Genomic DNA, 21,414 nt, shown 5'->3' with positions numbered 1-21,414 from the left:
AAGGGTATATAATCGGCCCTAATGGACGTTGAGAGCTATCAGCGCGACCCCGCCCGCAACAATGCGATACCACGCGAACGGCGCGAAGCCATGTCTCGTCACAAGCGCCATGAATCCCTTCACAACCACGAGCGCCACGAGGAACGACACGACGAAGCCGACGCCGATCAGTTGCAGGCTGCCGGACGTGATCGCGTCGCGATGCTTGACCATCTGCAACACGGTCGCGCCGGTCAGCGTCGGCAATGCGAGGAAGAAGCTGAACTCGGCGGCCGTACGCCGCTCGATCCCCAGCGTCATCGCGCCCATGATCGTCGCGCCCGACCGGCTGACGCCCGGAATCATCGCGATGCACTGGACCAGACCGATGCGGAGCGAATCGAACCACGACACGCCGGCGATGCCGCCGGTCTTGTAGGTCTTGGCCAGCCGCTCGACGATCAGGATCGCGACGCCGCCCACGATGAGCGCCCAGGCGATGACCGTCGCATTCTCCAGCAGCGCCTCGATCCGGTCGTTGAACGCGAACCCCAGCACCGCCGCTGGCAGGAACGCGATCAACAGGTTGCGGACGAACGCCACCGAATTCGGCTCGCGCCGGAACAGGCCCTGCAACACCGCGAGGAACGTCCGCCAGTACAGGACGACGATCGCCAGGATCGCTCCCGGCTGGATCGCGATGTTGAACACGGACCAGCGCGCCGCGTCGAAGCCAAGCAATTCCGTCGCCAGCACGAGGTGTCCCGTCGACGACACGGGCAGGAATTCGGTGACCCCCTCGACGACGCCGAGGATGATCGCGACCAGCCAGTCGCTCAAAGCGCCTGTTCCATGCGGCGGCCGAAGCGGCCCTGCTTGCGAAAGCGGACGAGCCATTCGGGCGCGACCGCGGCCATCGGCGTGGCATCGATGCCCAACGCGGCCAGCCCGTCCTCACCGCTCACGACATTGTCGCGCCCCAGCATCAGCCACTGGTCCCAGGTGATCGGTGCGCCGGGCAGGAAGCCGGCGCGCGCGATTGCGGCCCCGACCATGTCCGGCAACTCCAAAATGGTCGGCGACCGGCCGATCGCATCGGCGATCCAGCGAATGAGCTTGCCCATCGTGATGACGTCCGGCCCACCCAGCTCTAAAGTGTGGCCGGCGAAGCTGCCGGGCGACGCGACCGCGGCACGGATCGCCTCGCCGACATCGGCGGCGAACACCGGCTGGAACTTGGTGCCGGTCCGCAGCACGGGGACGATCGGCGCGACGGCGATCATGCCCGCGAAACGGTTCACGAAATTATCCTCGCGGCCGAACACGATCGAGGGGCGCAGGATCGTGGCGTTCGCGAATGCCTCTCGCACCGCGACCTCGCCATTGCCCTTCGACCGGCCATAGCGCGACGCCGATTCGGGATCGGCCCCGATCGCGGAGACATGGACCAGCGTCTCGACGCCAGCCTTGGCAGCGGCATCGGCGATCGTCCGCGCACCATCGACATGCGCGCGCTCGAAATCACCCGCCAGCACGCCGACGAGGTTCACGACGGCGTCCGCACCCTGCACGGCGCGCAGCACGGTTTCGGGACGGTTGATGTCCGCTGCGACGAACTGCGTCTGCCCGAGCGCCCCCTGCGGCTTCAGGTACCAGGCCTGCCGCGGATCGCGCTGCGCGATGCGGACGCGGGCGCCGGCCCGGAGCAGCGCCTGCGCGGCATAGCGGCCGACGAAACCGCCGCCTCCGATCAGCGTCACCAGCTTGTTCTTCATGTCCGCATACCGTCCCTGCTGCCGGCCCAAGGACCGGCGATTGGCGTCGCGAAGCCTTTGCCGTTTGGGATGCCTGTTGACAAGGCTCCGTCGCCCCCCCTAAAGGCCGCCGCCTACCCCGTGCCCAGATGGCGGAATTGGTAGACGCACCAGCTTCAGGTGCTGGCGATCGCAAGGTCGTGGAGGTTCGAGTCCTCTTCTGGGCACCATCCTTTCCGGGCTACTCGCCGTCCGGAAGGCGGCAGAGCGATCAGATAGCTGCGCGTCACCGTGGCCGAAGCCACATCTCGCCCCCGCCCATGCCACAGCCTCAGGCGGGTGAAGCGTCAGCAGCGATCGGCGTTGTCGGCGGACACACGTCGGGTTAGCTTAGCGCAGAGGCTGACCGGTGGGACGCGATGAACATCCAGGGCGTGTATGCGGTAGCGAGCGTGGCTGATCTGGCCGGCGCAGAGGAGTGGTATACGGCGTTGTTGGGCCGCCCCGCGGACGACCACCCCATGCCGATCCTGACGCAGTGGCGGAACATCGGCACGGCCGGTATCCAGCTCATGGTCGATGCGGAGAAAGCCGGCGGGTCGATCATCACCCTCGTGACGCCAGATATCGAACGAGAAAAGAGCAGGCTCGCAGATCTGGGCCTCCACCTCGGGCCAATCAGCCGCGGTGACTTCGGCGCGATCGCCGAGATCGCAGACCGGGACGGAAACAGGATCATCATCGCCGAGCCACCAAAGGGCTTCACGGGTTGACGCTCATAATGGGGCCCCGCTCCTCTCCGGCGGAGGCGGTGTTCGACGCGCCTACTTTCAGCCGTCGAGGCTTTTCGAAGCCTGTTCGAACAAGTCCTTCGACAGGCCCGGCTGTGCAACGATGCGTTCGAGCTGTTCGCGCATCAGGGCGGCGCGGTCCTCGTCGAAGCGGCGCCAGCGGCCGAGCGGGGGCAGCAGCTTCGCGGCGGTCTGCGGATTCAGCCGGTCGAGCGCGATCAACTGGTCGGCCAGGAAGCGATAGCCCGCCCCGTCGGGGCGGTTGAACGCGCGCTGGTTGACGCCGAAGGCGCCGACCAGCGATCGCGCGCGATTGGGGTTGGCGAGGGTGAAGTCGGGATGCTCCGCCAGCGCCGCCACGGTCGCGGCGGCATCGTCGCGCGACGACAGCGCCTGCGTCTGGAACCACTTGTCCAGCACCAGCGGATTGTCGGCATAGCGGTTGTAGAAGATGTCGAGTGCGGCGATCCGCAAATCGTCGTCGCTGCTGACGAGAGTCGTCAGCGCCGCCTGACGATCGGTCATGTTGTCCGCGACCTCGAACTGGCGGAAGGCCAGCGTCGCGGCGTCGGGAACGCCCGCTGCTGCAAGATAGCCGAGCGCGACGTTGCGAAGCCTGCGCTTGCCCTTCTCCTCCGGCGAATAGACGTAGGGAATCTGCGGAGCCTGCGCATAGGCGGTGCGCCAGCGATCCTCCAACCGGCGGCCAAGATCGCGGCGCAGCGCCTCGCGGGCGCGGAAGATCGCCTCGGGGTCGACGCTGGATAGCTGATCGCCCACGAACGCCTCGGACGGCAGTAGCACCGCTTCCGCCACGAACGCGCGATCGAGTTCGGGATTGTCGAGCGTGTCCGCCACGGCGGCGATCGCCGCCTCGTGATCCGCGCGGCCCTCGACGGCACCGGCGACCAGTGTATCGAGCATCAGCTGCTGCATCGCCTCGTACCGGGCGAAGGGATCGTCGTCGTGGCGCGACAGGAAAGCGAGATCGGCGGGGCTCCGATCGCTTTCGATCACGACGGGCGCGGAGAATCCGCGGTTGATCGACAGCACGGGCCGCTCCGTCACCGCCTCGAACACGATCGTCTCCGAATTGCTGTCGAGCAGGACGAGCCGTTCGTCGGTGAGCGGACGGCCGGTCTCGGCCCCGAACAGGCGGATCTTGAGCGGGAGCAGCATCGGCTGCTTCACCGGCTGGCCGGGGGTCGGCGGCACCCGCTGGCCGAGGCGCAGCGTCGCGCGGCCACCACCCGGCTGATGCTCCAGACTGGCGGAGACGCGGGGGGTGCCCGCCTGGCTGTACCAGAGGCGGAATTGCGTCAGGTCCTTACCCGACGCTTCCTCCATGCACGCCACGAAATCCTCGCAGGTGGCGGCAATGCCGTCGAAGCGGTCGAAATACAGGTCGGTGGCGGCGCGGAAGGCGGTCGGCCCCAGGATGGTCGCCATCATCCGGATCAGTTCCGCGCCCTTGTTGTAGATGGTCGCGGTGTAGAAGTTGCTGATCTCCTGATACTCGTCCGGGCGAACGGAATGCGCGAGCGGCCCCGAATCCTCGGGAAACTGCGCCGCGCGCAGGCCGCGCACATCCTCGATCCGCTTCACCGCGGCCGATCCCTGATCGGCGGAGAAGCCCTGATCGCGATAGACGGTGAAGCCTTCCTTCAGCGACAGCTGGAACCAGTCGCGGCAGGTGACGCGATTGCCCGACCAGTTGTGGAAGTATTCGTGCGCCACGACGGCGGCGATGCCGTCATAATCGTAATCTGTCGCGGTATCGGGGTCGGCGAGGATGTAGCGGCTGTTGAAGATATTCAGCCCCTTGTTCTCCATCGCGCCGAAGTTGAAGTCGTCGACCGCGACGATGTTGAACACGTCGAGATCGTATTCGCGGCCATAGACGCGCTCGTCCCACGCCATCGACAGCTTCAGTGCGTGGAGCGCATGGTCGGTGCGCGGCAGGTCCGCGGCACGGACCCAGATGCCGAGTTCGACGGTGCGGCCCGATTCCGTCACGAAGCTGTCGCGATTGACCTGGAGATCGCCCGCGACGAGCGCGAACAGGTAGCTGGGCTTGGGAAAGGGATCGTTCCATTCGGCCCAGTGCCGCCCCTCCCCCGCGTCGCCTTGCGCGACGGGATCGCCGTTCGCGAGCAGGACCGGGAAGCGCGCCCTGTCCGCGGTCAGGCGCACCGAATAGCGGCTGAGGACGTCGGGGCGATCGGGGAAGAAGGTGATGCGGCGGAACCCCTCCGCCTCGCACTGGGTGCAGATGTTGCCGCCGCTGGCGTACAGGCCCATCAACTGCGTGTTGCGGTCGGGCGCGATCTCCACCTCAGTCTCGATGCTGTGCGCGTCGCCCGACAGCGGGATGAAGAGCTGGTCGTCCTCGACCCGCCAATCGTTAACCGCAACCCCGTCGACGACGACGGATAGTGGTGTCTGGCCAGCCCCGTCGAGGCGCAGCGGCTCCGAATGGGCGCCATTGCGCAGCACCGACAGGGTCGCATGGACGCGGGTGGCGGCGGGATCGATATCGAACGCCAGCCGCGTATCGGGCACCAGCCACGCGGGCGGGCGGTAATCTTCGCGACGGATCACCAAAGGCGGCTGGGCGACGGCGTGCTGGATATCCATGACACCGGTATATGTCGCCCCGGCCTAGCGTGCCAGCGACTTGCGCGGACCCATCGCCGTGGTAGGCGCGCTAGGTTATCTTTAGAGGGTTCAACAGGATGCACCACAGGATCGCCGCGCTTGCCGCGCTGACCGTTTCCGCCGCGGCCATCGCGCAGGAGACGCCCGCACCGGCCCCCGCCACGCTGTCTGCGAAGGAGGCGAATGCGCGGATCACCGCGCCGCTGCCCGCGGATCAGGCGGCGATGAAGGCGCACGTCATGTTCCTGGCAAGCGACGCGATGCGCGGCCGCGAGGCGGGCAGCCCGGAATACGACATCGCAGCGCAATACGTGGCGGCGCAATTCTATGCCGCCGGGCTGAAGCCGGGCGGCGACGAGGGCGGATTCCTGCAAAAGGTGCCCTTGGTCAGCTACAAGGCGGCCGGACAGGGCAGCGCGGTGTGGACGCCGGCCGGCGGCCAGCCGCAAACCTTGGTGTTCGGGGAGGATTACGTCCCCGCCGCCAATCCGGCGAAAGCGGAGACGAGCGTGTCCGCGCCGGTGGTGTTTGTCGGCTACGGCCTCGACGCGCCGACGCTGGGGCAGACCGATTATCGCGGCGTCGACGTGCGCGGCAAGGTCGTCGCGTTCGTGGCGGGCGCGCCCGCGTCGCTGGGCGGCGAGGAGCGCGCGTTCCTGGGCTCTCCCGCGGCCAAGCAGAAGTTCGCGGCGGCGCGCGGGGCGATCGGCGCGGTCCAGATCGGCGGCGGGCGGTACGGCACGGTGCGGTCGCTGGCGCAGGGGTATGACCGGGCGCGCATGACCTGGGCGCGGCCGGACGGCAGCGGCTTCGTCGACAGTGCCGGCACGCCGATGCTGGCGACGTTGAGCCCCGAGGGCGCAGCGAAGCTGTTCGGGAAGACCTGGGCAACGATCGCCGCGGAGATGGGCAAGACCGCGCCGAAGTTCCGGCCGCTGACGGCCACCGGCACGCTGACGGTCGCGACGAAGACGACGCTGACGCCCGCGGCGAGCAGCAACGTCATCGGCGTGATCCCCGGCAGCGACCCGAAAGTCGGCAAGGAAGTGGTCGTGCTGTCGTCGCATCTCGACCATCTGGGCGTCGGGCGCGCGGTGAACGGCGATACGATCTACAACGGCGCGTTGGACGACGCGGTGGGAATCGCCAGCCTGATCGAGGAAGCCAAGCGCTTCACGGCGAGCGGCACGCCGCCCAAGCGCACGATCCTGTTCATGGCGGTGACGGCGGAGGAGAAGGGGCTGATCGGCTCCGACTATTTCGCGAACCACCCGACGGTGCCGAAGGCGAACATCGTCGCCGACGTGAACCTCGACATGCCGATGCTGCTGTACAAATTCGAGGACATGGTCGTGTACGGCGCGGAGCGGTCGACGCTGGGACCCATCGTGCGCCGTGCGGTCGAGTCGGCGGGCGTTGTGCTGTCGCCCGATCCGCTGCCGGAGCAGGGCATCTTCGTCCGGTCCGATCACTTCCGCTTCGTGCAGCAGGGTATTCCGGCGGTGTTCCTCTGGCCGGGGGCGAAGGGGCCGGGCAAGGCGGCGATCGACGACTTCATGGCCAATCGGTATCACAAGCCCGGCGACGACCTGACGCAGCCGATCCTGTGGGATCAGGGCGTGCGCTTTGTCGACATCAACTATCGCATCGCGCGCGAGATCGCCGACGGGCCGCAGCGGCCGGTTTGGAACAAGGGTGATTATTTCGGCACGCTCTACAAGGGGCCGATGGCAGCGAAATGAGCCGGCTGCTGATCTTCGGCATGGGTTACACCGCGAACGCGCTGGCGGCTCGGTTGCGGACCGAAGGCTGGCGGGTGACCGGCACGACCCGCGACGGACGCGGCGATACGCTGCGCTTCGACGACCGGGATGCCGTGCTGGCGGAGATGGCGGCGGCGACGCATATCCTGTCGTCGGTGCCGCCGGAGGGCGAGGACGATCCCGTGCTGGCAGCGTATGACGTGCAGGCGCGGTGGGTCGGGTATCTGTCCTCGACCGGCGTCTACGGCGATACCGGCGGCGCGTGGGTGGACGAAAGCGCGCCGACCGGCGGCGGGCGGCGCAAGGCGCGCGCAGCGGCGGATGCGGCGTGGCTGGCGCGGGGCGCGCACGTATTCCGCTTGCCGGGCATCTATGGGCCGGGCCGCTCGCCGCTCAACAAGGTGCGGGACGGTTCGGCCCACCGGGTCGACACGAGTGGCGTGTTCAGCCGGGTGCATGTCGACGACATCGTCACCGGCGTGATCGCCGCCTTCGATGCGCCGCCGGGCGCGTACAACCTGGCCGACGACCTCCCCTGTTCCCAGAACGCGGTGATCGAGTTCGCCGCCGAACTGCTCGGCCTGGCGCCGCCGCCGTTCGTGCCGGTCGAAAGCCTGTCGCCAATGGCGCGCGGTTTCCACGCCGAGAACCGGCGGGTGGCGAATGCGAAGGCGAAGCGGGTGCTCGGCTGGCGGCCCATCCATCCGGATTACCGGTTCGGCCTGCGCGCGCTCAGCGCAATGACCAGCCCGACGCCGGCCAGCGCCGCGCCAGCGCCCGCCAGCAGCGACCAGCGATAGCCCTCGAACAGGGTCGACAGCAGCATGGCGATGACCGGCACGATGACGCTGGAATAAGCGGCCTTGGCCGGCCCGATCGTCCGCAGCACGCCGTAGTAGAGCGGAAACGCCAGCGCCGACGCGAAGATGCCGAGATACAGGATGCCGGCGATATAGGCCGGGCGCACCTCGAACACCGGCGGTCCCGTGGTGATCCACGCGAAGATCCCGTCCAGCCCCGCGCCGATCAGCATCGCCGCCGCCAGCGTTGGCAGCATCGGATAGCGCTTTGCCGTCGGCGTCGCCTGCAACACATTCGCCGCCGAGGCCGACAGGATCGCGCACAAGGTCCAGCCGATGCCGGCAACCGTCGTCGCGGTGCCGTTCGGGTCGGCGCGTGCCTCATGCAGGAACAGCAGCGAGACGCCCGCCATCGCCACTGCGGACCCCGCCGCGAGCTGTCGCCCCATGCGCTGTCCGAGGAAGACACGCGACAGCAACGCGTTCGGCACCAGCAGCAGCGCGAACACCACGGCCACCAGACCGGAAGTGATGAAATGCTCCGCCCGGTAGACGAAGTTGAAGTTCAGCACGAACTGGAGGACGCCCAGCACCGTGGCGAAGGCGAGCCCACCCGCGCCGATGCGAAAGCTCTCGCGCCGGAACGCGGCCCAGCCGGCCATCGCCAGCCCGGCGACGATGAAGCGGTACGTCACCGACCAGCTGGCGGGCACGACCGCGATCTGATCGCGGATGACGAGCCACGTCGATCCCCAGATCAGCGTGACGATCGCGAAGGGGACGAGGACGCTGGCGCGGGTCGAGCGGGGGCGCTCCCCCGACAGGCTCACAAGCCGGCGATCGCGGTGGCGAGGGCGGCGATATGGTCCGGGTTCGTGTCCCATGCGGTGACGAGGCGAACCTCCCCCGGTGCCCAGTCGTAGAAGTCGAACCCGGCAGCGCGCAGGGCGGTCGCTTCGTCGGGCGTCGCGCGCAGGAACACTTCGTTGGCCTGCACCGGATGCACCAGCCGGTCGCCCGCCGCCGCCGCAAGGCGCGCGGCCCCGGCATTGGCGGCGCGGCCATTGTCCAGCCACAGGTCCTGTTCGAGCATCGCGAGGATCTGCGCGGCGAGGTAGCGACCCTTCGACAGCAGCAGCCCGGCGCGCTTGCGACGGCGCAATGTCGCGTCGTGATGCGCGGCGTCGAAGAAGACCAGCGCCTCCGCGCTCATCGCGCCGTTCTTGACGAATCCGAACGACAGCGCGTCCACGCCCGCACGCCACGTCACGTCGGCGGGGGAGCAGCCGACGCTGGCGACGGCGTTGGCGAAACGCGCGCCGTCCATGTGGAAGCGCCAGCCCCGCGCGCGGCACAGGTCGCCGATCGCGGCCACTTCGTCGGGGCGGTAGACGAGGCCGTATTCGGTGGCGTTGGTGATCGAGACGGCATGCGGCTGCACGCGGTGGACGTCGTTGGCCACGGCATCCGCGACCGCGGCGATGTCGGCCGGCGTCAGCTTCGCGCCGACGCCCTCCGCCAGCATCAGCTTCGCACCGTGCGTGTAGAATTCGGGCGCGCCGCCCTCGTCGTTCTGGATGTGCGCGTCGCGGTGGCAGATAACGCCGCCATAGGGCGGGCAGAACGCCGCGAGCGCGAGGCAGTTGGCAGCGGTGCCGGTCGGCACCCAGATCGCGCGGACCTCGGTTTCGAACAACTCCGACAGCCGCGCATCCAGGGACTGCGACCAGCGATCGCCGTCATAGGCAGTGTCGAGAACGTCGACATCCGCCATCGCGGCCATGACGCGCGGGTGGACGGGGGCGGCATTGTCGGAAAAGAAGCGCATGCGCAGCCGGTTGGACCGGCGGAGGCGGGGGCGTCAAGAGCGAGGCGGGAGCGTGATTGGCTTCGTTCGACGCGTGCCCCGTCAGGTCTGGCTCGTCCCGGCATCTACCGTGCTAGGTGTTGGTCGATCGTTGACTTGCGGAAGCGTGGATGCCGGGACGAGCCCGGCATGACGAATGGTCGCGTTAGAAGCCGCCCTGATCGCCGTCGCCGCCGTCCTCCTCGTCCGGCGGAGGGCGGCGATCCTCGCGGCCGGGCGGTTCGCGGCCCCCGCGACCACCGCGAGGGCCGACGGTGATCGAACCGTCGGGTGCGCGGCGGACCTCCAGCCCCATCTGGTCGAGCTGCTCGGTGGCGCGGTCGAGTGCCTGCGGGACGATGTCGCCGATCTCGTTGCCGAAGATGCCGCCTATGCCGTCGACTGTGTTGCCGTCGATCGTCACCTCCTCATCGGGCGTTTCGACCACGATCGGCGCGATGTTCAGCGCGTCCTGCATGAAACTGCGCCAGATGCGCGCAGGGACAGTTCCGCCGTGCAGGCCGGGATTGGGCGAGTTGTCGTCATTGCCCACCCAGACGCCGACGACCAGATCGCCTGCGAAGCCGATGAACCACGCGTCTCGGCTGTCCTGCGACGTCCCCGTCTTGCCATAGCTCTTGATGCTCAGCACGGCTTCCTTGCCGGTGCCACGGATCGAGGAATTGAGCAGCGACAGCATCTGCTCACGCTGCTGCGCCGGGATTTCACGTGTGCCGCCGGTCAGTTGCTCGTACCAATTCTTGTCGTCCTTGGTATCGACGCCGCGCGGCGACACCGGATAGCGTCCGTTGGCAATGCCCGCATAGGCGGCGGTCAGTTCCAGCAGCGACACCTCCGAAGTGCCAAGGCCGATCGTCGCTTCGTTCGCGATCGGGGTGGAAATGCCGAGATCGCGCGCCGCCTTGATGACGTTCTTGACGCCGACCTCCTGCGTCAGCCGCGCGGCGGCGACGTTGGACGATCGGGCGAAAGCGCGCGCGAGGCTGATCTCGCCCAGATAGCGGCCGTCGTCGTTCTTGGGTTTCCAGCCTGCGATCTCGACCGGGCTGTCGTCGACGGTCGAGGAGGTGGTCATGCCGGCGCGGATCGCGGCGAGGTAGACGAACAGCTTGAACGTCGATCCCGGCTGGCGGCGGGCCTGTGTCGCGCGGTTGAAGGGGCTTTTCCCGTAATCGCGGCCACCGACCAGTGCGACCACGCGCCCGTCGGGGTGCATCGCGACGAGCGCGGCCTGCGCCTGACGCAAGCCGGCCGAGCGGATCGACCGCTCGGCGATCCGCTGCATCCGGCGGTCGAGCGTCGTCTTGACGGTCGTCTCGGACTGCACCTCGCCCGCGCTGTCGCGCGCGGCGGGGAGGACCCAGTCGGCGAAATAGGTGCCGCTGGGCAGCGCCCCCGCCTGCCGCGGCAGCACGCGCTGCGGCTGCACCGCCTGCGCCTGCGCGTGCGTCAGAAAGCCCGCGTCCTCCATCGCGCCGACGACGACCATCTCGCGGGCGCGGGCACCCTTCAGATTCACGGTCGGGGCAAGGCGCGAGGGCGCCTTGACCAGACCGGCGAGCATCGCCGCCTGACCGATGTTCAGCGCCTGCGGCGTACGGCCGAAATAATGCTTCGATGCGGCGGTGATGCCGTAGACATTGTCGCCGAAATACACGTTCGACAGATATCGCGACAGGATCTCGTCCTTGGTCAGCCAAGCCTCCAGCCAGAACGCGATCATCGCCTCCCGCAGCTTGCGCGTGGCGGTGCGGTCGGAATCGAGGAAGGCGTTCTTCGCCAGTTGCTGCGTGATCGTGCTGCCGCCTTGACGCACGCCGCCGGAGCCGACGTTCGCCCACGCCGCGCGCGCGATGCCGCGCGGATCGATGCCCCAGTGCGAATAGAAGCGCCGATCCTCGATCGCCAGAAACGCCTCGCGGACATGACCGGGCAGCTTGGCCGCGTCGACCGGCGCGCCGATCACCGCACCGCGCCGCGCGATCGGGGTGCCGTCCTCTGCGGTCAGGGTGATCGAAGGCGGCGTTGGCGGCTTCAGCGATTGCGACAGCGGCGCGGTGATCGCGAGCCAGCCGATCGCGACGACCAGCAGCACCAGCGCCGCCGCCATGCCGCGCACGATCCAGCGCCCCCAGCGGATGCTACCCCAGCGAATGCCGCGCCGGGGCGGCTCCGGCGGTTCGGGCGGCGGCGTCCACTGGCCGCCGGTCGGATAGGGCGGCGGCGTGTCGCCGTCCCGCCAGGGTCGTGAACCGCTGAGCGCATAGGGATCATAGGGGTCGGGGCGCATCGGCGGGTTCCAGGACACGGCCGCTGTCATACAGGGCTAGGACACCCGGCGCAATGACGCGGGTCGGAGCAGGTTTTGGGCGGCAAATCCTCCGCCGCAAGCGGACGTAGCGGTCCGCAGGGCTGACGGAGGGGTGAAACGGCCGGCGTGACACCCCTCCGGCGCTTCGCGCCACCTCCCCTTTCGAGGGAGGATCGAGCGAACCTCAGAACTCGAACGGGTCGGCCACGACGCGGTGAGCGACGAGGTAAGCGTCCGCCACCAGTTGCAGCGGGCGCAGGTCGACGTCGCGACCGGCACTGGGGACCAGCTCGGCGAAGCGGGCGTAGAGCCGCGGATACTCACCCTCGTCGATGCCACCACCCTCGGCCGCACCTTTGCCGTCGATCGATAGCGTCTTGCCACCGTCGCGCAGGGTGAGCGTGCCGGCGGTCGTCTCCACGACGATGTCCCACGACTGCGGGCCGGTCTGGAGGAAGTCGAGGTCGACGCGGCCCGGCGCGCCGTTGCCGCAGCGCATCTGCACGGTCGCGGCGATCGGCGACTCGCGGCCATCGGGCACGTGCAGGGCACCGCTCTCCACCGAGAGTTCGGTCGGCAGGATCTTGGTGACGATCGACAGGGCGTTGATGCCGGGATCGAACACGCCGAACCCGCCCGGCCCCAGGATCCAGTCCTGACCGGGATGCCAGACGCGGATGTCCTCGCGCCACGAGATCGCGACCGACGTGACCTGCTTGTCCGCCAGCCAGTCGCGCGCAGCATCGACGCCCGATGCCTCCCGCGAATGCCATGTCGCGAACAGCGTGACGCCTGCATCCGCCGCCAGTTGTTCCAGCGCGACCACTTCGGACACGGTGGCGCCCGGCGGCTTCTCGATCATCACGTGCTTGCCTGCGGCGATCGCGGCGCGGACAATGTCGCTTCGCCCGCCCGGCGGCGTGCAGATCGACACGGCGTCGAGATCGGGAACACCCGCCAGCATCTCCTCGATCGTCGCAAAGCTGGCGATGCCGTCGACACTGGCATGGCGGCTGGCGGCGGCGACCAGATCGAAATGCGGATTTGCGGCGATGGCGGGCAGATGCTGGTCGCGGGCGATCTTGCCGACGCCGACGATCCCAAGCCGGATAGTCATGAAGTCACGTTCCTTGTTGCAGTCATTCGCGCTGGTCGGCGTCTCGCTCGATCAGCTGGAGGACGTCGTCGATCAGCTTCGCCATCGCGGCGCGGGCCGCGGCGGCATCGCCGGCCTGAATCGCGTCGGCGACCGCGGCATGATCCGCGATGCTGGCGCTTCTTCCGCTGATCCGATTGGTGAATCGGATCGATGTGCGCAAGGCCGTCGAGACAACTTCGCGGAATTGCACGAAGAACGGATTGTTCGACGCGCGCAGGATCGCGACGTGGAAGGCGATATCGGCGTCCAGCGTGTCGTCATCACCCATTTCCGCATCGTGCATCCGCACCAGACCGGCGGCGATCGCCGCTCGCTGGTCGGCGGTCGCGCGTTGCGCCGCGAGCCAGGCGGCCTGAGGCTCGACGCCGATCCGTAATTCGTTGAAGCGGCGCAGCAGCACGATCGAGGATTTGCGCTCCAGCAGCCAGCGGAGCACGTCGGTGTCGAACAGGTTCCACTGTTCGTCGGGCTGCACGAACGTGCCCTGTTTCGGGCGCGCGCCGAGCAGCCCCTTGGCCCCCAGCATCTTCACCGCTTCCCGCGTGACAGAGCGGCTGACGCCGTGCAGCTTCACCAGCTCGGCCTCCGTCGGGAAGGCGCGACCGCGATATTCGCCGACCACGATCGACCGGCCCAGAACCTCGAGCAGGCCGAACGTCAGGTTGCGGCCGAGCTGGCCCCGAACCTGCAATCCGCCCTCCCCGCCAACCATGTCGCCGGTCACGTGATCCTCCCCGATGTTTGCGTGCAGCATGGCGAAGGTTTCCGCCCTCGACAAGTCCGAACGATCATATAAAAAGACCGTAACAGCCGGCGCTGATCGGCGGTGAGGGGATCGCAGATGCAGTTGGCCACGCTCGATATCATCGTCGTCATCGCCTACGCGATCGGCATCTTCGCGCTGGCGCAGTGGGTATCGCGCGACAAGGCCGGCGCCGGGCCGAAGAACTCGACCGATTATTTCCTCGCGTCTAAGAATCTGCCGTGGTGGGCGATCGGCGCGTCCCTGATCGCAGCCAACATCTCCGCCGAACAGATCGTCGGCATGTCCGGCTCCGGCTATGCCATCGGGCTGGCCATCGCTTCGTACGAATGGATGGCGGCGCTGACGCTGCTGATCGTCGGCAAGTTCTTCCTGCCGATCTTCCTGAAGAACGAAATCTACACGATGCCGCAGTTCCTGGAGCGGCGGTACGGCCCCAACATCCGTACGCTGATGGCGGTGTTCTGGCTGCTGCTGTACGTGTTCGTGAACCTGACGAGCATCATATGGCTCGGCTCGATCGCGGTCACCAAGGTGGCGGGCGTCGATCAGGACGTCGCGCTCTTCGCGCTCGGGGCGTTCGCGTTGCTCTATCAGTTGAAAGGCGGACTGAAGGCGGTGGCGCTGACCGACATCGTGCAGGTCACGTTGCTGGTGCTGGGTGGCCTCATCATCGCCTATCTGACGCTGGGCGAGATCGGCGGCGACGCGGGCGTGATCGGAGGCTTCAGTCGACTGACCACCGAGCTGCCCGGCCATTTCCACATGATCCTGGAAAAGGGCGATCCGCATTACATGGACCTGCCCGGCCTGTCGGTGCTGATCGGTGGCATGTGGATCGCGAACCTCAGCTACTGGGGGTTCAACCAGTACATCATCCAGCGCGCACTTGCCGCCAAGTCGCTGGACGAGGCGCAGAAGGGCGTGCTGTTCGCGTCGTTCATCAAGCTCATCATGCCGATCATCATCGTCCTGCCCGGGATCGCCGCGGTTGTACTGGCGCCGAACCTCGCCAAGCCGGACGAAGCCTATCCGACGATGATGCGGCTGTTGCCGACCGGCCTGCTCGGCCTCGTCTTCGCGGCGCTCATCGCGGCGATCATCGCGTCGACCGCATCGAAGATCAATTCCATCGCCACGATCTTCACGCTCGACGTGTGGGCGAAGATGAAGCGGCAGCGCAGCGCCGCGGAGGACGGTACCGGCGCCGACGACCGCAAGCTGGTGCTGGTCGGCCGGATCGCCGCAGCGGTGGCAATCCTGATCGCGATCCTGACCGCACGGCCGCTGCTCGGCGCGTCGGATCAGGCGTTCCAGTTCATCCAGGAGTTCACCGGCTTCTTCACACCCGGCATCACCGTCATCTTCCTGCTCGGCCTGTTCTGGAAGCGTGCGAACGAGGCTGGCGCGCTGGCGGCGGCGATCGCCTCCGTGGTGCTGTCGTGGCTGTTGAAGGTGGCGATGCCAACGCTGCCGTTCATGGACCGGATGGGCGTGGTGTTCCTCGCCGCGCTGGCGCTGGCCGTGGTCGCATCGCTCGTCATCCCGACGCGACGGGCCGCCGACACGATCGATACGGGTGACGTGCGCTACGCCACCAGTTCGGGGTTCAACGTCGGCGCGATCGGCGTCGTGCTGATCCTGATCGTCCTCTATGCGACCTTCTGGTGAGGCTGGGCGCATGACCGACATTTCCTTCATCGCCGTCGACTGGGGTACCACCAACCGCCGCGCCTATGCCATCGACGCGAACGGCGCGGTGTTGCGGACCGAGCGGGACGGCGACGGTATTCTCGCGGTGCCGGCGGGCGGCTTTCCCGACGCCGCCGCCGCGATCCGCGGACGTTTCGATAGCGACGCGCCGATGCTGCTCGCCGGGATGGTGGGATCGAACCGCGGCTGGGTCGACGCCGGCTATGTCCCCTGCACCGCCACACTGGATGCAGTCGCCGCCGCGACGGTCGTCGCCGGCGACGGCATCCGCATCGTGCCGGGCGTCAGCCGCAGCGCCGATGGGCGCGGCGACGTGATGCGCGGCGAGGAGGTGCAGTTGTTCGGCGCGGTCGCCGCCGGACTGGCACCCGGCGACGCGCTGCTCTGCCAGCCGGGTACGCATTGCAAATGGGCGTGGATGGCGGCAGGCGCGATCGCCGACTTCACCACCGCGATGACGGGGGAGTTGTTCTCGCTGTTGAAGGCGCACAGCCTGATCGGCGCGGACATGGCCGCGGGCGACGTGGCGGACGGCGACGCATTCCGCGCCGGTGTCGAGGATGCCCGCACGCGCGACCTGCCTGCCGCACTGTTCGGCGTTCGCGCGTCGGGCATCCTCGGGCTGCACGCGCGCGAGGACGCCGCCAGCTACGTCAGCGGCCTGCTGATCGGCAGCGACTGTCATGCGCGGCTCAGGGGCGATGCGCGCGACGTCTATTTGCTTGCCGATCCGGTGCTCGGCGCGCTCTACGCCACCGCCATCGACATCGCGGGGGGCCGTGCCCATCTGATCGACAGCCATGCCGCGTTCGTCGCCGGCATAACACGTATTCACGCCCGTATTCGCCAGGACCCGATCTGATGGACTTCGCCCCCGCCTTTGCCGCCTGCCCGCTCGTCGCGATCCTGCGCGGTGTGCGCCCCGACGAGGTCGAGGCGATCGGCGGCGTGCTGGTGGAGGCGGGCTTCACGCTGATCGAGGTGCCGCTGAACTCGCCCGATCCGTTCACGAGCATCGCGGCGCTGGCGAAGCGGCACGGCGAGCGGGCTATGATCGGCGCGGGCACGGTGCTGACGGTCGAGGACGTGGCCCGCGTTCAGGATGCGGGGGGACGGATGATCATCTCCCCCAACACCAACCCCGACGTCATCCGCGCGACGGCAGCAAAGGGCATGGCCTCGCTGCCCGGCTATTTCACACCATCCGAGGGATTCGCCGCGCTGGCAGCGGGCGCGACCGCGCTGAAGCTGTTCCCGGCGGAGGCGGCCAGCCCCGGCGTGTTGAAGGCGCAGCGCGCGGTTTTGCCGAAGGATGTGCCGATGCTGGTCGTCGGCGGTGTCGCGCCGGATACGATGACGCCGTGGCTGGCCGCAGGGGCGAACGGCTTCGGCCTGGGTTCCGCGCTCTACAAGGTGGGCGACGATGCGGCAAAGGTCGGCGCGGCGGCCAAGGCGTTCGTGGCGGCGATCAACGCCGCGCGCTGAGCGCGCCCGTTCACCCCCGATACCGCAGCGTCGGCAAGCCGCGGACGCCCGGATCGACCTCGAACAGCGCGCCGCCCGCTGCTTCGTCGACACCGTCGCCCGACGACGTGACGAACATCCGGTCGAGGTTCGGCCCGGCAAAGGTGCAGCTGGTAATCTGAGACGCGGGCAGCGCGATGCTGCGGTCGCGTTTTCCCTCCGGCGTGAAGCGCGTGACGCAGGACCCGCCCCAGCAGCCGACCCACAGCCCACCCTCGGCATCGAAGGTCATGCCGTCCGGGCTGCCCCAGGCGTCCTCGAACACGATGAACGGCGTGCGGGGACCCAGCGAGCCGTCGTCGTTCACCGGATAGCGGAAGATGGTGCCGAGCGCGGTGTCGGTGTGGAGCAGGAACGACCCGTCCGCCGCGATCGCGGGGCCGTTGGCAATCGTGTAATCGTCATCCACGCGCGTCGCAGTGCCGTCGGTGTCGAGGCGGTAGAAGCTGCCGCTCGGCCGGTCGCAGGTGAAGGGCATCGACCCGGCCCAGATGCGGCCCTGCGCATCCGCCTTGGCATCGTTGAAGCGATTGCCTTCGCGATCGTCCTCCGGCGCGGCGATCGGCTGCACCGTCACCGGATCGAGCGTCAGCGCGACGAAGCGGCGGCCGACACCTGCGACGAAGCCAGGTCTATCCTCGCGCTCCACGACCCAGCCGATCGTGTCGGGCATCTCCCAACTCGTCACCGCATCGCTGGCGAGATCGAGGCGGCTCAGCCGCTGGCCGAGGATGTCGACCCAATACAGCGCATTCTCCCGCGCCGACCAGGTCGGGCCCTCTCCCAGCCGGTCGCTTCGGTCGCGGGTGATGATGAGCAAACGGGGGGCCGGGGTGGTCATATCCGTCTCCTGATCGTCGCCAGCGCCATAGCCTAGCGGCGATTAGTCATACAAGATCGGTCATGACCGATCCGCAAGGCGGACTTGGCAGCCCTGAACAATCCCGTCGAGCAGTCGACCTCAACGAGATGCAAAATAGGAATATCGCGGCAGTCGACATGTCCGGGGAACTCCCGGAAAGGGCGCGGTGTCTTCCGACACGCGCGCCATTCCATGTCACATCAATACCGAACGCGAATGCTGCCTTGCACCGTTCGCGCCTGAAGCCGCACACCACTGCCGAGCAGGTTTTCCTTACCGAAATATTGGTATGCATTGTTGTTGGTCAGGTTCGTGGCTTCGATCGAGAACGTGACCCACCGCTTCGGCGTGTAGTTTACTGCTACGTCGAGACGTTCCGTTGCGTCCGAGAACTGCGAATATTCCGGGTTTCCAAGATCAGCGCCGTTTCTATAAGGTGAACGATAATTATACGCGATCCGAGTGCTGAACATCGGCGTGGTGTAGAACAGTGCCGCGTTGGCAGTCCATTTGGAAACGCCGTTACCGTCGTAGGCGCCCGGAAATCCTTCCTCGAACGGCAGGACCTGCCGCGCCTTGATCATATAGGTGCCGTTCAACGAAGCGCCGAAATTGGCCAGGGCGCCAGGCAAGAAGTCAAAAAACGCCTGCGCCTGTCCCTCGGTGCCGATGAATTCCCCAGCTCCGCCATTCCGGTTGGTCCGCAAGAATCCGGACCGACCCGGCTGGCCGTAACGACCCAGATCCAGAATCGGTTCACGATCATAATAGAGGAATCCGGTCGCCTTTTTATAGAAGCCGGCAAGGCTGAGGATGCCCCCGCGGCCGAAATAGTTTTCAAGGCTCACGTTATACGAACGCTCCCGCTGCGCCCTGAGGTCCGGATTGCCGGCATCGACCGTTGGCGGATTGTCATTCGGGTTGATGAAGTAGGATGGACTCAACGCACCGAAGCCAGCGCGCTGGATATTCGTCGTATAGGAGAGACGCATCTGCGTTCTGTCGGTGAAGTGAACAGTCGCAGTCACGGAGGGCAGGAGATCAACGAAGTTTCCACGTGCAAATGCAGCCCGGTTGACGTCATTCTCTACGATTTGGCCGTTCACGGTGCGCCGAATTCTTTCCGTAGCAGTGCTGCGGTTCGTGCCGAAATTGTTGACGTACCGCAGGCCTATCGTGCCGTCGATCGGAAATCCTAGTTTAAAACCATAGTTGATCTGACCGTAGATTGCGAAGTTGTTTTCACGGCTGGCAAACTGTTGCCCCAATTGGCCTTGTGGGAAAACCGTGGCAAATTGGGCGCCTCCCTGACCTGGTACGGCCTGCTGAAGATAGGTACGGATGTCAGCGATCCTGTCGTAAAGCACCTTGCCCGGAATCGCTGCCCATTGCTGTGCTCCCCTGATGGGTGGCCCGATCGGGCGAGCGGACTCGGCCCCCGGCAAAGCCGCCAGGGGAGCGAAAAACTCCTCGCCCCCTATCACTATTCTCGGAAACGCATCACGAAAGCCAAAGCTGTTTGCTACCTCGCGGCGATTGGCGCGCATTCCGGCCTGGAACGTACGAAGAAAGCCGGTCTCGCTGAATTTCAGGGTCAGATCGACCTGAGCCTGATATTCCTTGTTGTGATCGCTGCCGCGAAGATCCTGGAAACGCTCCAGTCCCAGATCGTTGATATTGGTCGGATCGATCCCTTCTAGGGTAATCGTCGGCACCGAATACCCGCCGACATTGCTGGCGAAATCGACCGTAGTCCGCTCCAATAGCGGAGGGCGGGGCAGGTTCTGGATGTTGTAGTTTCCGGAGTTGCTCCAGCTATGCAAGATGCTCGATGTGATGTCGGCGCGATCGCTCGTCCATCTCATCTCCCCGTTGATCTGGTAGAAACTGTTTTGGCTTCTGATGTAAAGATTGTCGATCCCGACGGCGATCGAGCCCGGTCGGTTCGAGATCATCGTCACCTTATCGACCGTTCGGCCGTCCGGCCTGATCGAGATGTCGGTAAGAGTCTCACCATATCCGCCTGTGATGGCGTAATATCGGTTGAGCTCGCGGCGTTCGCGTGAGCCCGTGTAGAGTCCTTCGACAACGAAACTGAGATTGGAGGAGGGTGCCCATTGAAATGCGGCGTTGAGCGATGGGCGATCCACATATCCGATGTCAATGCCTGACCGCGCCGCGAATGGAACGATGATGTTGCGCAAATTGGCCGGCAGCCGGGCGCGTGACGAGTTGGAATCGACCGTTCCGGTTTCGTCGTCACCGCAACATACCCTTGACGGCGACTCGCTCTGGATGAACGTCTCCAGATAATTCTGGCGGGTGAAGGAGCCGTTGACCAGAAAGCCCATATCGCCGATCCCGGTTTCCGCTCGATAGGCTACCAAGGCGCTCAGGAAGGGACCAGCCTTCTTGGCGATATTGTCATACAGGCCGCGCGCGCTGCCCGCGAGCGTCAATCCCTTGCTGAGGTCGAGGGGCCGGCGCAGTTCGATGTTCACCGTACCGGAGATGCTGCCTTCCACCTGATCCGCCGTGCGCGTCTTGAATACGTCGACGGCCTTGATGAGCTCGGCCGGAACGTCGGCAAGGCTGATCGATCGGGCGGTGCCCAGATTGGCGTTGTTGCCGTTGACCGTTGTCTGAACGCCGCCCAGACCGCGGATCAACACTTCCTGCCCCTGCCCCCGTTCCCGGGTGATCTGAACCCCGGGAATTCGAGCAATGGCATCGACGACGTTGTTGTCCGGCAATTTGCCGACGTCTTCCGAGACGACGGAGTCCACGATCTGCTTCGCATTGCGCTTTTTATTGACTGCGCTGGTGATGCTGCCCCGAATACCGACGACGATGATTTCATTCTTGGCCGCCTCCTCCTCCTCCTCGGTTTCTGCCGTGCTATCGGATGAGACTGCCGACTGACTGCGAGACGCGTCTCCGGATTGTCGCTGTCTGACCGAATCGTCTTGAGCGTGCACGCTGCTCGTACCGAACACGAGCGCCATGACCCCACAAGTCATGGATAGATATGCCTTTGTCATACAGCCCCCCACATACCCATATTATATGGTATAATATCGAGCATATCGGCTTGCAGAGGCTATTCAATATAAAAGTGCGTTTCTCATCAGAAAACTTGACGAAGATTTTCTGAAGACGCGCAGCAGCAGTTTGCTGCTGCTCCGCCGACGGAGCGGCGCCCGCGGTATGGTCCGGGTAGATAGTTGGTGCATCGTGGTTTCCGCCATTGCTGGCCAAGGTGGAGCGAAGCGGAACCGGAGGCCGACAATGGCGGTGTGGCCGCTTCCCGGGCCGGCGAGCGGTAGCCCCAGGCTACTGTGTGGGCGCTCGGCGTGTAGTGCCGCCGCCAAGCTTGAATCAGCACCTAGCCTCGACGAGGCTGTAGACGATCTCGCGGCCTTCCTCGATCCAGACTGTCATAGTCAATGGATCACTCAGACGGGGGCAGC

16 protein-coding genes, 1 tRNA gene and 1 pseudogene are annotated in these 21,414 nt (G+C 66.5%); 7 read left to right on the top strand and 11 right to left on the bottom strand.

Annotated elements, in window-relative coordinates:
- Positions 1 to 18 precede the first annotated feature (18 nt).
- Both ILT43_RS11760 and ILT43_RS11755 read right to left on the bottom strand, forming a co-directional pair.
- Positions 19 to 819, bottom strand: coding sequence for an undecaprenyl-diphosphate phosphatase (locus ILT43_RS11760; RefSeq protein WP_204199150.1), 801 nt, complete (start codon positions 817 to 819; stop codon positions 19 to 21).
- Positions 816 to 1,754 carry a complex I NDUFA9 subunit family protein gene (locus ILT43_RS11755; protein WP_204199149.1) on the bottom strand — a complete coding sequence of 313 codons (939 nt, stop codon included), beginning with the start codon at positions 1,752 to 1,754 and terminating at the stop codon, positions 816 to 818. Before ILT43_RS11755 ends, ILT43_RS11760 begins: the two co-directional genes overlap by 4 nt.
- A gap of 122 nt (positions 1,755 to 1,876) precedes the next feature.
- Between ILT43_RS11755 and ILT43_RS11750 the strand changes: the two genes are divergently transcribed.
- Positions 1,877 to 1,963: transfer RNA gene (locus ILT43_RS11750), tRNA-Leu, on the top strand.
- Between the two features lie 189 nt (positions 1,964 to 2,152).
- Complete coding sequence (locus ILT43_RS11745; protein WP_204199148.1) at positions 2,153 to 2,506, top strand: VOC family protein; 354 nt, start codon at positions 2,153 to 2,155, stop codon at positions 2,504 to 2,506.
- A gap of 57 nt (positions 2,507 to 2,563) precedes the next feature.
- Here the strand turns inward: ILT43_RS11745 and pepN are convergent, their stop codons facing one another.
- Positions 2,564 to 5,161, bottom strand: coding sequence for an aminopeptidase N (pepN, locus tag ILT43_RS11740; RefSeq protein WP_204199147.1), 2,598 nt, complete (start codon positions 5,159 to 5,161; stop codon positions 2,564 to 2,566).
- Between the two features lie 98 nt (positions 5,162 to 5,259).
- On the opposite strand from pepN, the gene ILT43_RS11735 reads away from it, so the two are divergent.
- Both ILT43_RS11735 and ILT43_RS11730 read left to right on the top strand, forming a co-directional pair.
- The gene (locus ILT43_RS11735; protein WP_204199146.1) at positions 5,260 to 6,924 is read left to right on the top strand and encodes a M28 family metallopeptidase; all 1,665 of its coding nucleotides are present in this window, start codon (positions 5,260 to 5,262) and stop codon (positions 6,922 to 6,924) included.
- Positions 6,921 to 7,745: a Rossmann-fold NAD(P)-binding domain-containing protein gene (locus ILT43_RS11730; protein ID WP_204199145.1), complete on the top strand. Its 825-nt coding sequence runs from the start codon at positions 6,921 to 6,923 to the stop codon at positions 7,743 to 7,745. Before ILT43_RS11735 ends, ILT43_RS11730 begins: the two co-directional genes overlap by 4 nt.
- Here ILT43_RS11730 and ILT43_RS11725 read toward each other — a convergent pair.
- From ILT43_RS11725 to ILT43_RS11705, 5 genes are all read right to left on the bottom strand, one after another.
- On the bottom strand, positions 7,655 to 8,575 hold the full coding sequence (locus ILT43_RS11725; protein WP_204199144.1) for an EamA family transporter: 921 nt from the start codon (positions 8,573 to 8,575) through the stop codon (positions 7,655 to 7,657). The genes ILT43_RS11730 and ILT43_RS11725 overlap by 91 nt on opposite strands.
- Positions 8,572 to 9,573 (bottom strand): threonine aldolase family protein, encoded by a 1,002-nt coding sequence (locus tag ILT43_RS11720; protein WP_204199143.1) that lies wholly within the window; start codon positions 9,571 to 9,573, stop codon positions 8,572 to 8,574. Before ILT43_RS11720 ends, ILT43_RS11725 begins: the two co-directional genes overlap by 4 nt.
- Before the next feature lie 184 nt (positions 9,574 to 9,757).
- Positions 9,758 to 11,902, bottom strand: a complete 2,145-nt coding sequence (locus ILT43_RS11715; RefSeq protein ID WP_204199142.1) for a transglycosylase domain-containing protein — start codon at positions 11,900 to 11,902, stop codon at positions 9,758 to 9,760.
- A 205-nt stretch (positions 11,903 to 12,107) separates the two neighbouring features.
- Entirely contained in the window at positions 12,108 to 13,040 is a 933-nt protein-coding gene (locus ILT43_RS11710; protein ID WP_204199141.1) for a Gfo/Idh/MocA family protein, read from the bottom strand.
- Between the two features lie 22 nt (positions 13,041 to 13,062).
- Complete coding sequence (locus tag ILT43_RS11705; protein ID WP_239474697.1) at positions 13,063 to 13,794, bottom strand: FadR/GntR family transcriptional regulator; 732 nt, start codon at positions 13,792 to 13,794, stop codon at positions 13,063 to 13,065.
- Positions 13,795 to 13,923: 129 nt separating this feature from the next.
- On the opposite strand from ILT43_RS11705, the gene ILT43_RS11700 reads away from it, so the two are divergent.
- From ILT43_RS11700 to ILT43_RS11690, 3 genes are read left to right on the top strand one after another with little or no spacing between them, the layout of a single operon-like run.
- A complete protein-coding gene (locus tag ILT43_RS11700) occupies positions 13,924 to 15,516 on the top strand; it encodes a sodium:solute symporter family transporter (RefSeq protein ID WP_204199139.1) in 1,593 nt (530 codons plus the stop codon).
- 10 nt (positions 15,517 to 15,526) lie between these two features.
- Positions 15,527 to 16,420 carry a 2-dehydro-3-deoxygalactonokinase gene (locus tag ILT43_RS11695; protein ID WP_204199138.1) on the top strand — a complete coding sequence of 298 codons (894 nt, stop codon included), beginning with the start codon at positions 15,527 to 15,529 and terminating at the stop codon, positions 16,418 to 16,420.
- Positions 16,420 to 17,043 (top strand): 2-dehydro-3-deoxy-6-phosphogalactonate aldolase, encoded by a 624-nt coding sequence (locus ILT43_RS11690; RefSeq protein ID WP_204199137.1) that lies wholly within the window; start codon positions 16,420 to 16,422, stop codon positions 17,041 to 17,043. Before ILT43_RS11695 ends, ILT43_RS11690 begins: the two co-directional genes overlap by 1 nt.
- A 10-nt stretch (positions 17,044 to 17,053) precedes the next feature.
- Here the strand turns inward: ILT43_RS11690 and ILT43_RS11685 are convergent, their stop codons facing one another.
- The 3 genes and pseudogenes from ILT43_RS11685 to ILT43_RS11675 form a co-directional block, all read right to left on the bottom strand.
- Positions 17,054 to 17,923, bottom strand: coding sequence for an SMP-30/gluconolactonase/LRE family protein (locus ILT43_RS11685; RefSeq protein ID WP_204199136.1), 870 nt, complete (start codon positions 17,921 to 17,923; stop codon positions 17,054 to 17,056).
- Between the two features lie 221 nt (positions 17,924 to 18,144).
- Positions 18,145 to 20,949: a TonB-dependent receptor gene (locus ILT43_RS11680; RefSeq protein ID WP_204199135.1), complete on the bottom strand. Its 2,805-nt coding sequence runs from the start codon at positions 20,947 to 20,949 to the stop codon at positions 18,145 to 18,147.
- Positions 20,950 to 21,200: 251 nt separating this feature from the next.
- Positions 21,201 to 21,358, bottom strand: a pseudogene (locus ILT43_RS11675) (IS3 family transposase); the annotation flags it as partial.
- Between the last annotated feature and the right edge of the window lie 56 nt (positions 21,359 to 21,414).

It is taken from the genome of Sphingomonas longa (assembly GCF_016892685.1).
In the GTDB taxonomy this organism is placed as follows: Bacteria; Pseudomonadota; Alphaproteobacteria; order Sphingomonadales; family Sphingomonadaceae; genus Sphingomonas; species Sphingomonas longa.
The sequence above is the reverse complement of the archived record's forward strand: the minus strand, read 5'-3'. Positions and strand labels throughout refer to the sequence as shown.

What these genes read in the sequence shown, in the direction of transcription:
- ILT43_RS11755 (WP_204199149.1), bottom strand. Translation starts at nt 1,754, where the DNA reads ATGAAGAACAAGCTGGTGACGCTGATCGGAGGCGGCGGTTTCGTCGGC.
- ILT43_RS11745 (WP_204199148.1), top strand. Translation starts at nt 2,153, where the DNA reads ATGAACATCCAGGGCGTGTATGCGGTAGCGAGCGTGGCTGATCTGGCC.
- pepN (WP_204199147.1), bottom strand. Translation starts at nt 5,161, where the DNA reads ATGGATATCCAGCACGCCGTCGCCCAGCCGCCTTTGGTGATCCGTCGC.
- ILT43_RS11735 (WP_204199146.1), top strand. Translation starts at nt 5,260, where the DNA reads ATGCACCACAGGATCGCCGCGCTTGCCGCGCTGACCGTTTCCGCCGCG.
- ILT43_RS11730 (WP_204199145.1), top strand. Translation starts at nt 6,921, where the DNA reads ATGAGCCGGCTGCTGATCTTCGGCATGGGTTACACCGCGAACGCGCTG.
- ILT43_RS11720 (WP_204199143.1), bottom strand. Translation starts at nt 9,573, where the DNA reads ATGCGCTTCTTTTCCGACAATGCCGCCCCCGTCCACCCGCGCGTCATG.
- ILT43_RS11715 (WP_204199142.1), bottom strand. Translation starts at nt 11,902, where the DNA reads ATGCGCCCCGACCCCTATGATCCCTATGCGCTCAGCGGTTCACGACCC.
- ILT43_RS11710 (WP_204199141.1), bottom strand. Translation starts at nt 13,040, where the DNA reads ATGACTATCCGGCTTGGGATCGTCGGCGTCGGCAAGATCGCCCGCGAC.
- ILT43_RS11705 (WP_239474697.1), bottom strand. Translation starts at nt 13,794, where the DNA reads ATGGTTGGCGGGGAGGGCGGATTGCAGGTTCGGGGCCAGCTCGGCCGC.
- ILT43_RS11700 (WP_204199139.1), top strand. Translation starts at nt 13,924, where the DNA reads ATGCAGTTGGCCACGCTCGATATCATCGTCGTCATCGCCTACGCGATC.
- ILT43_RS11695 (WP_204199138.1), top strand. Translation starts at nt 15,527, where the DNA reads ATGACCGACATTTCCTTCATCGCCGTCGACTGGGGTACCACCAACCGC.
- ILT43_RS11690 (WP_204199137.1), top strand. Translation starts at nt 16,420, where the DNA reads ATGGACTTCGCCCCCGCCTTTGCCGCCTGCCCGCTCGTCGCGATCCTG.
- ILT43_RS11685 (WP_204199136.1), bottom strand. Translation starts at nt 17,923, where the DNA reads ATGACCACCCCGGCCCCCCGTTTGCTCATCATCACCCGCGACCGAAGC.
- ILT43_RS11680 (WP_204199135.1), bottom strand. Translation starts at nt 20,949, where the DNA reads ATGGCGCTCGTGTTCGGTACGAGCAGCGTGCACGCTCAAGACGATTCG.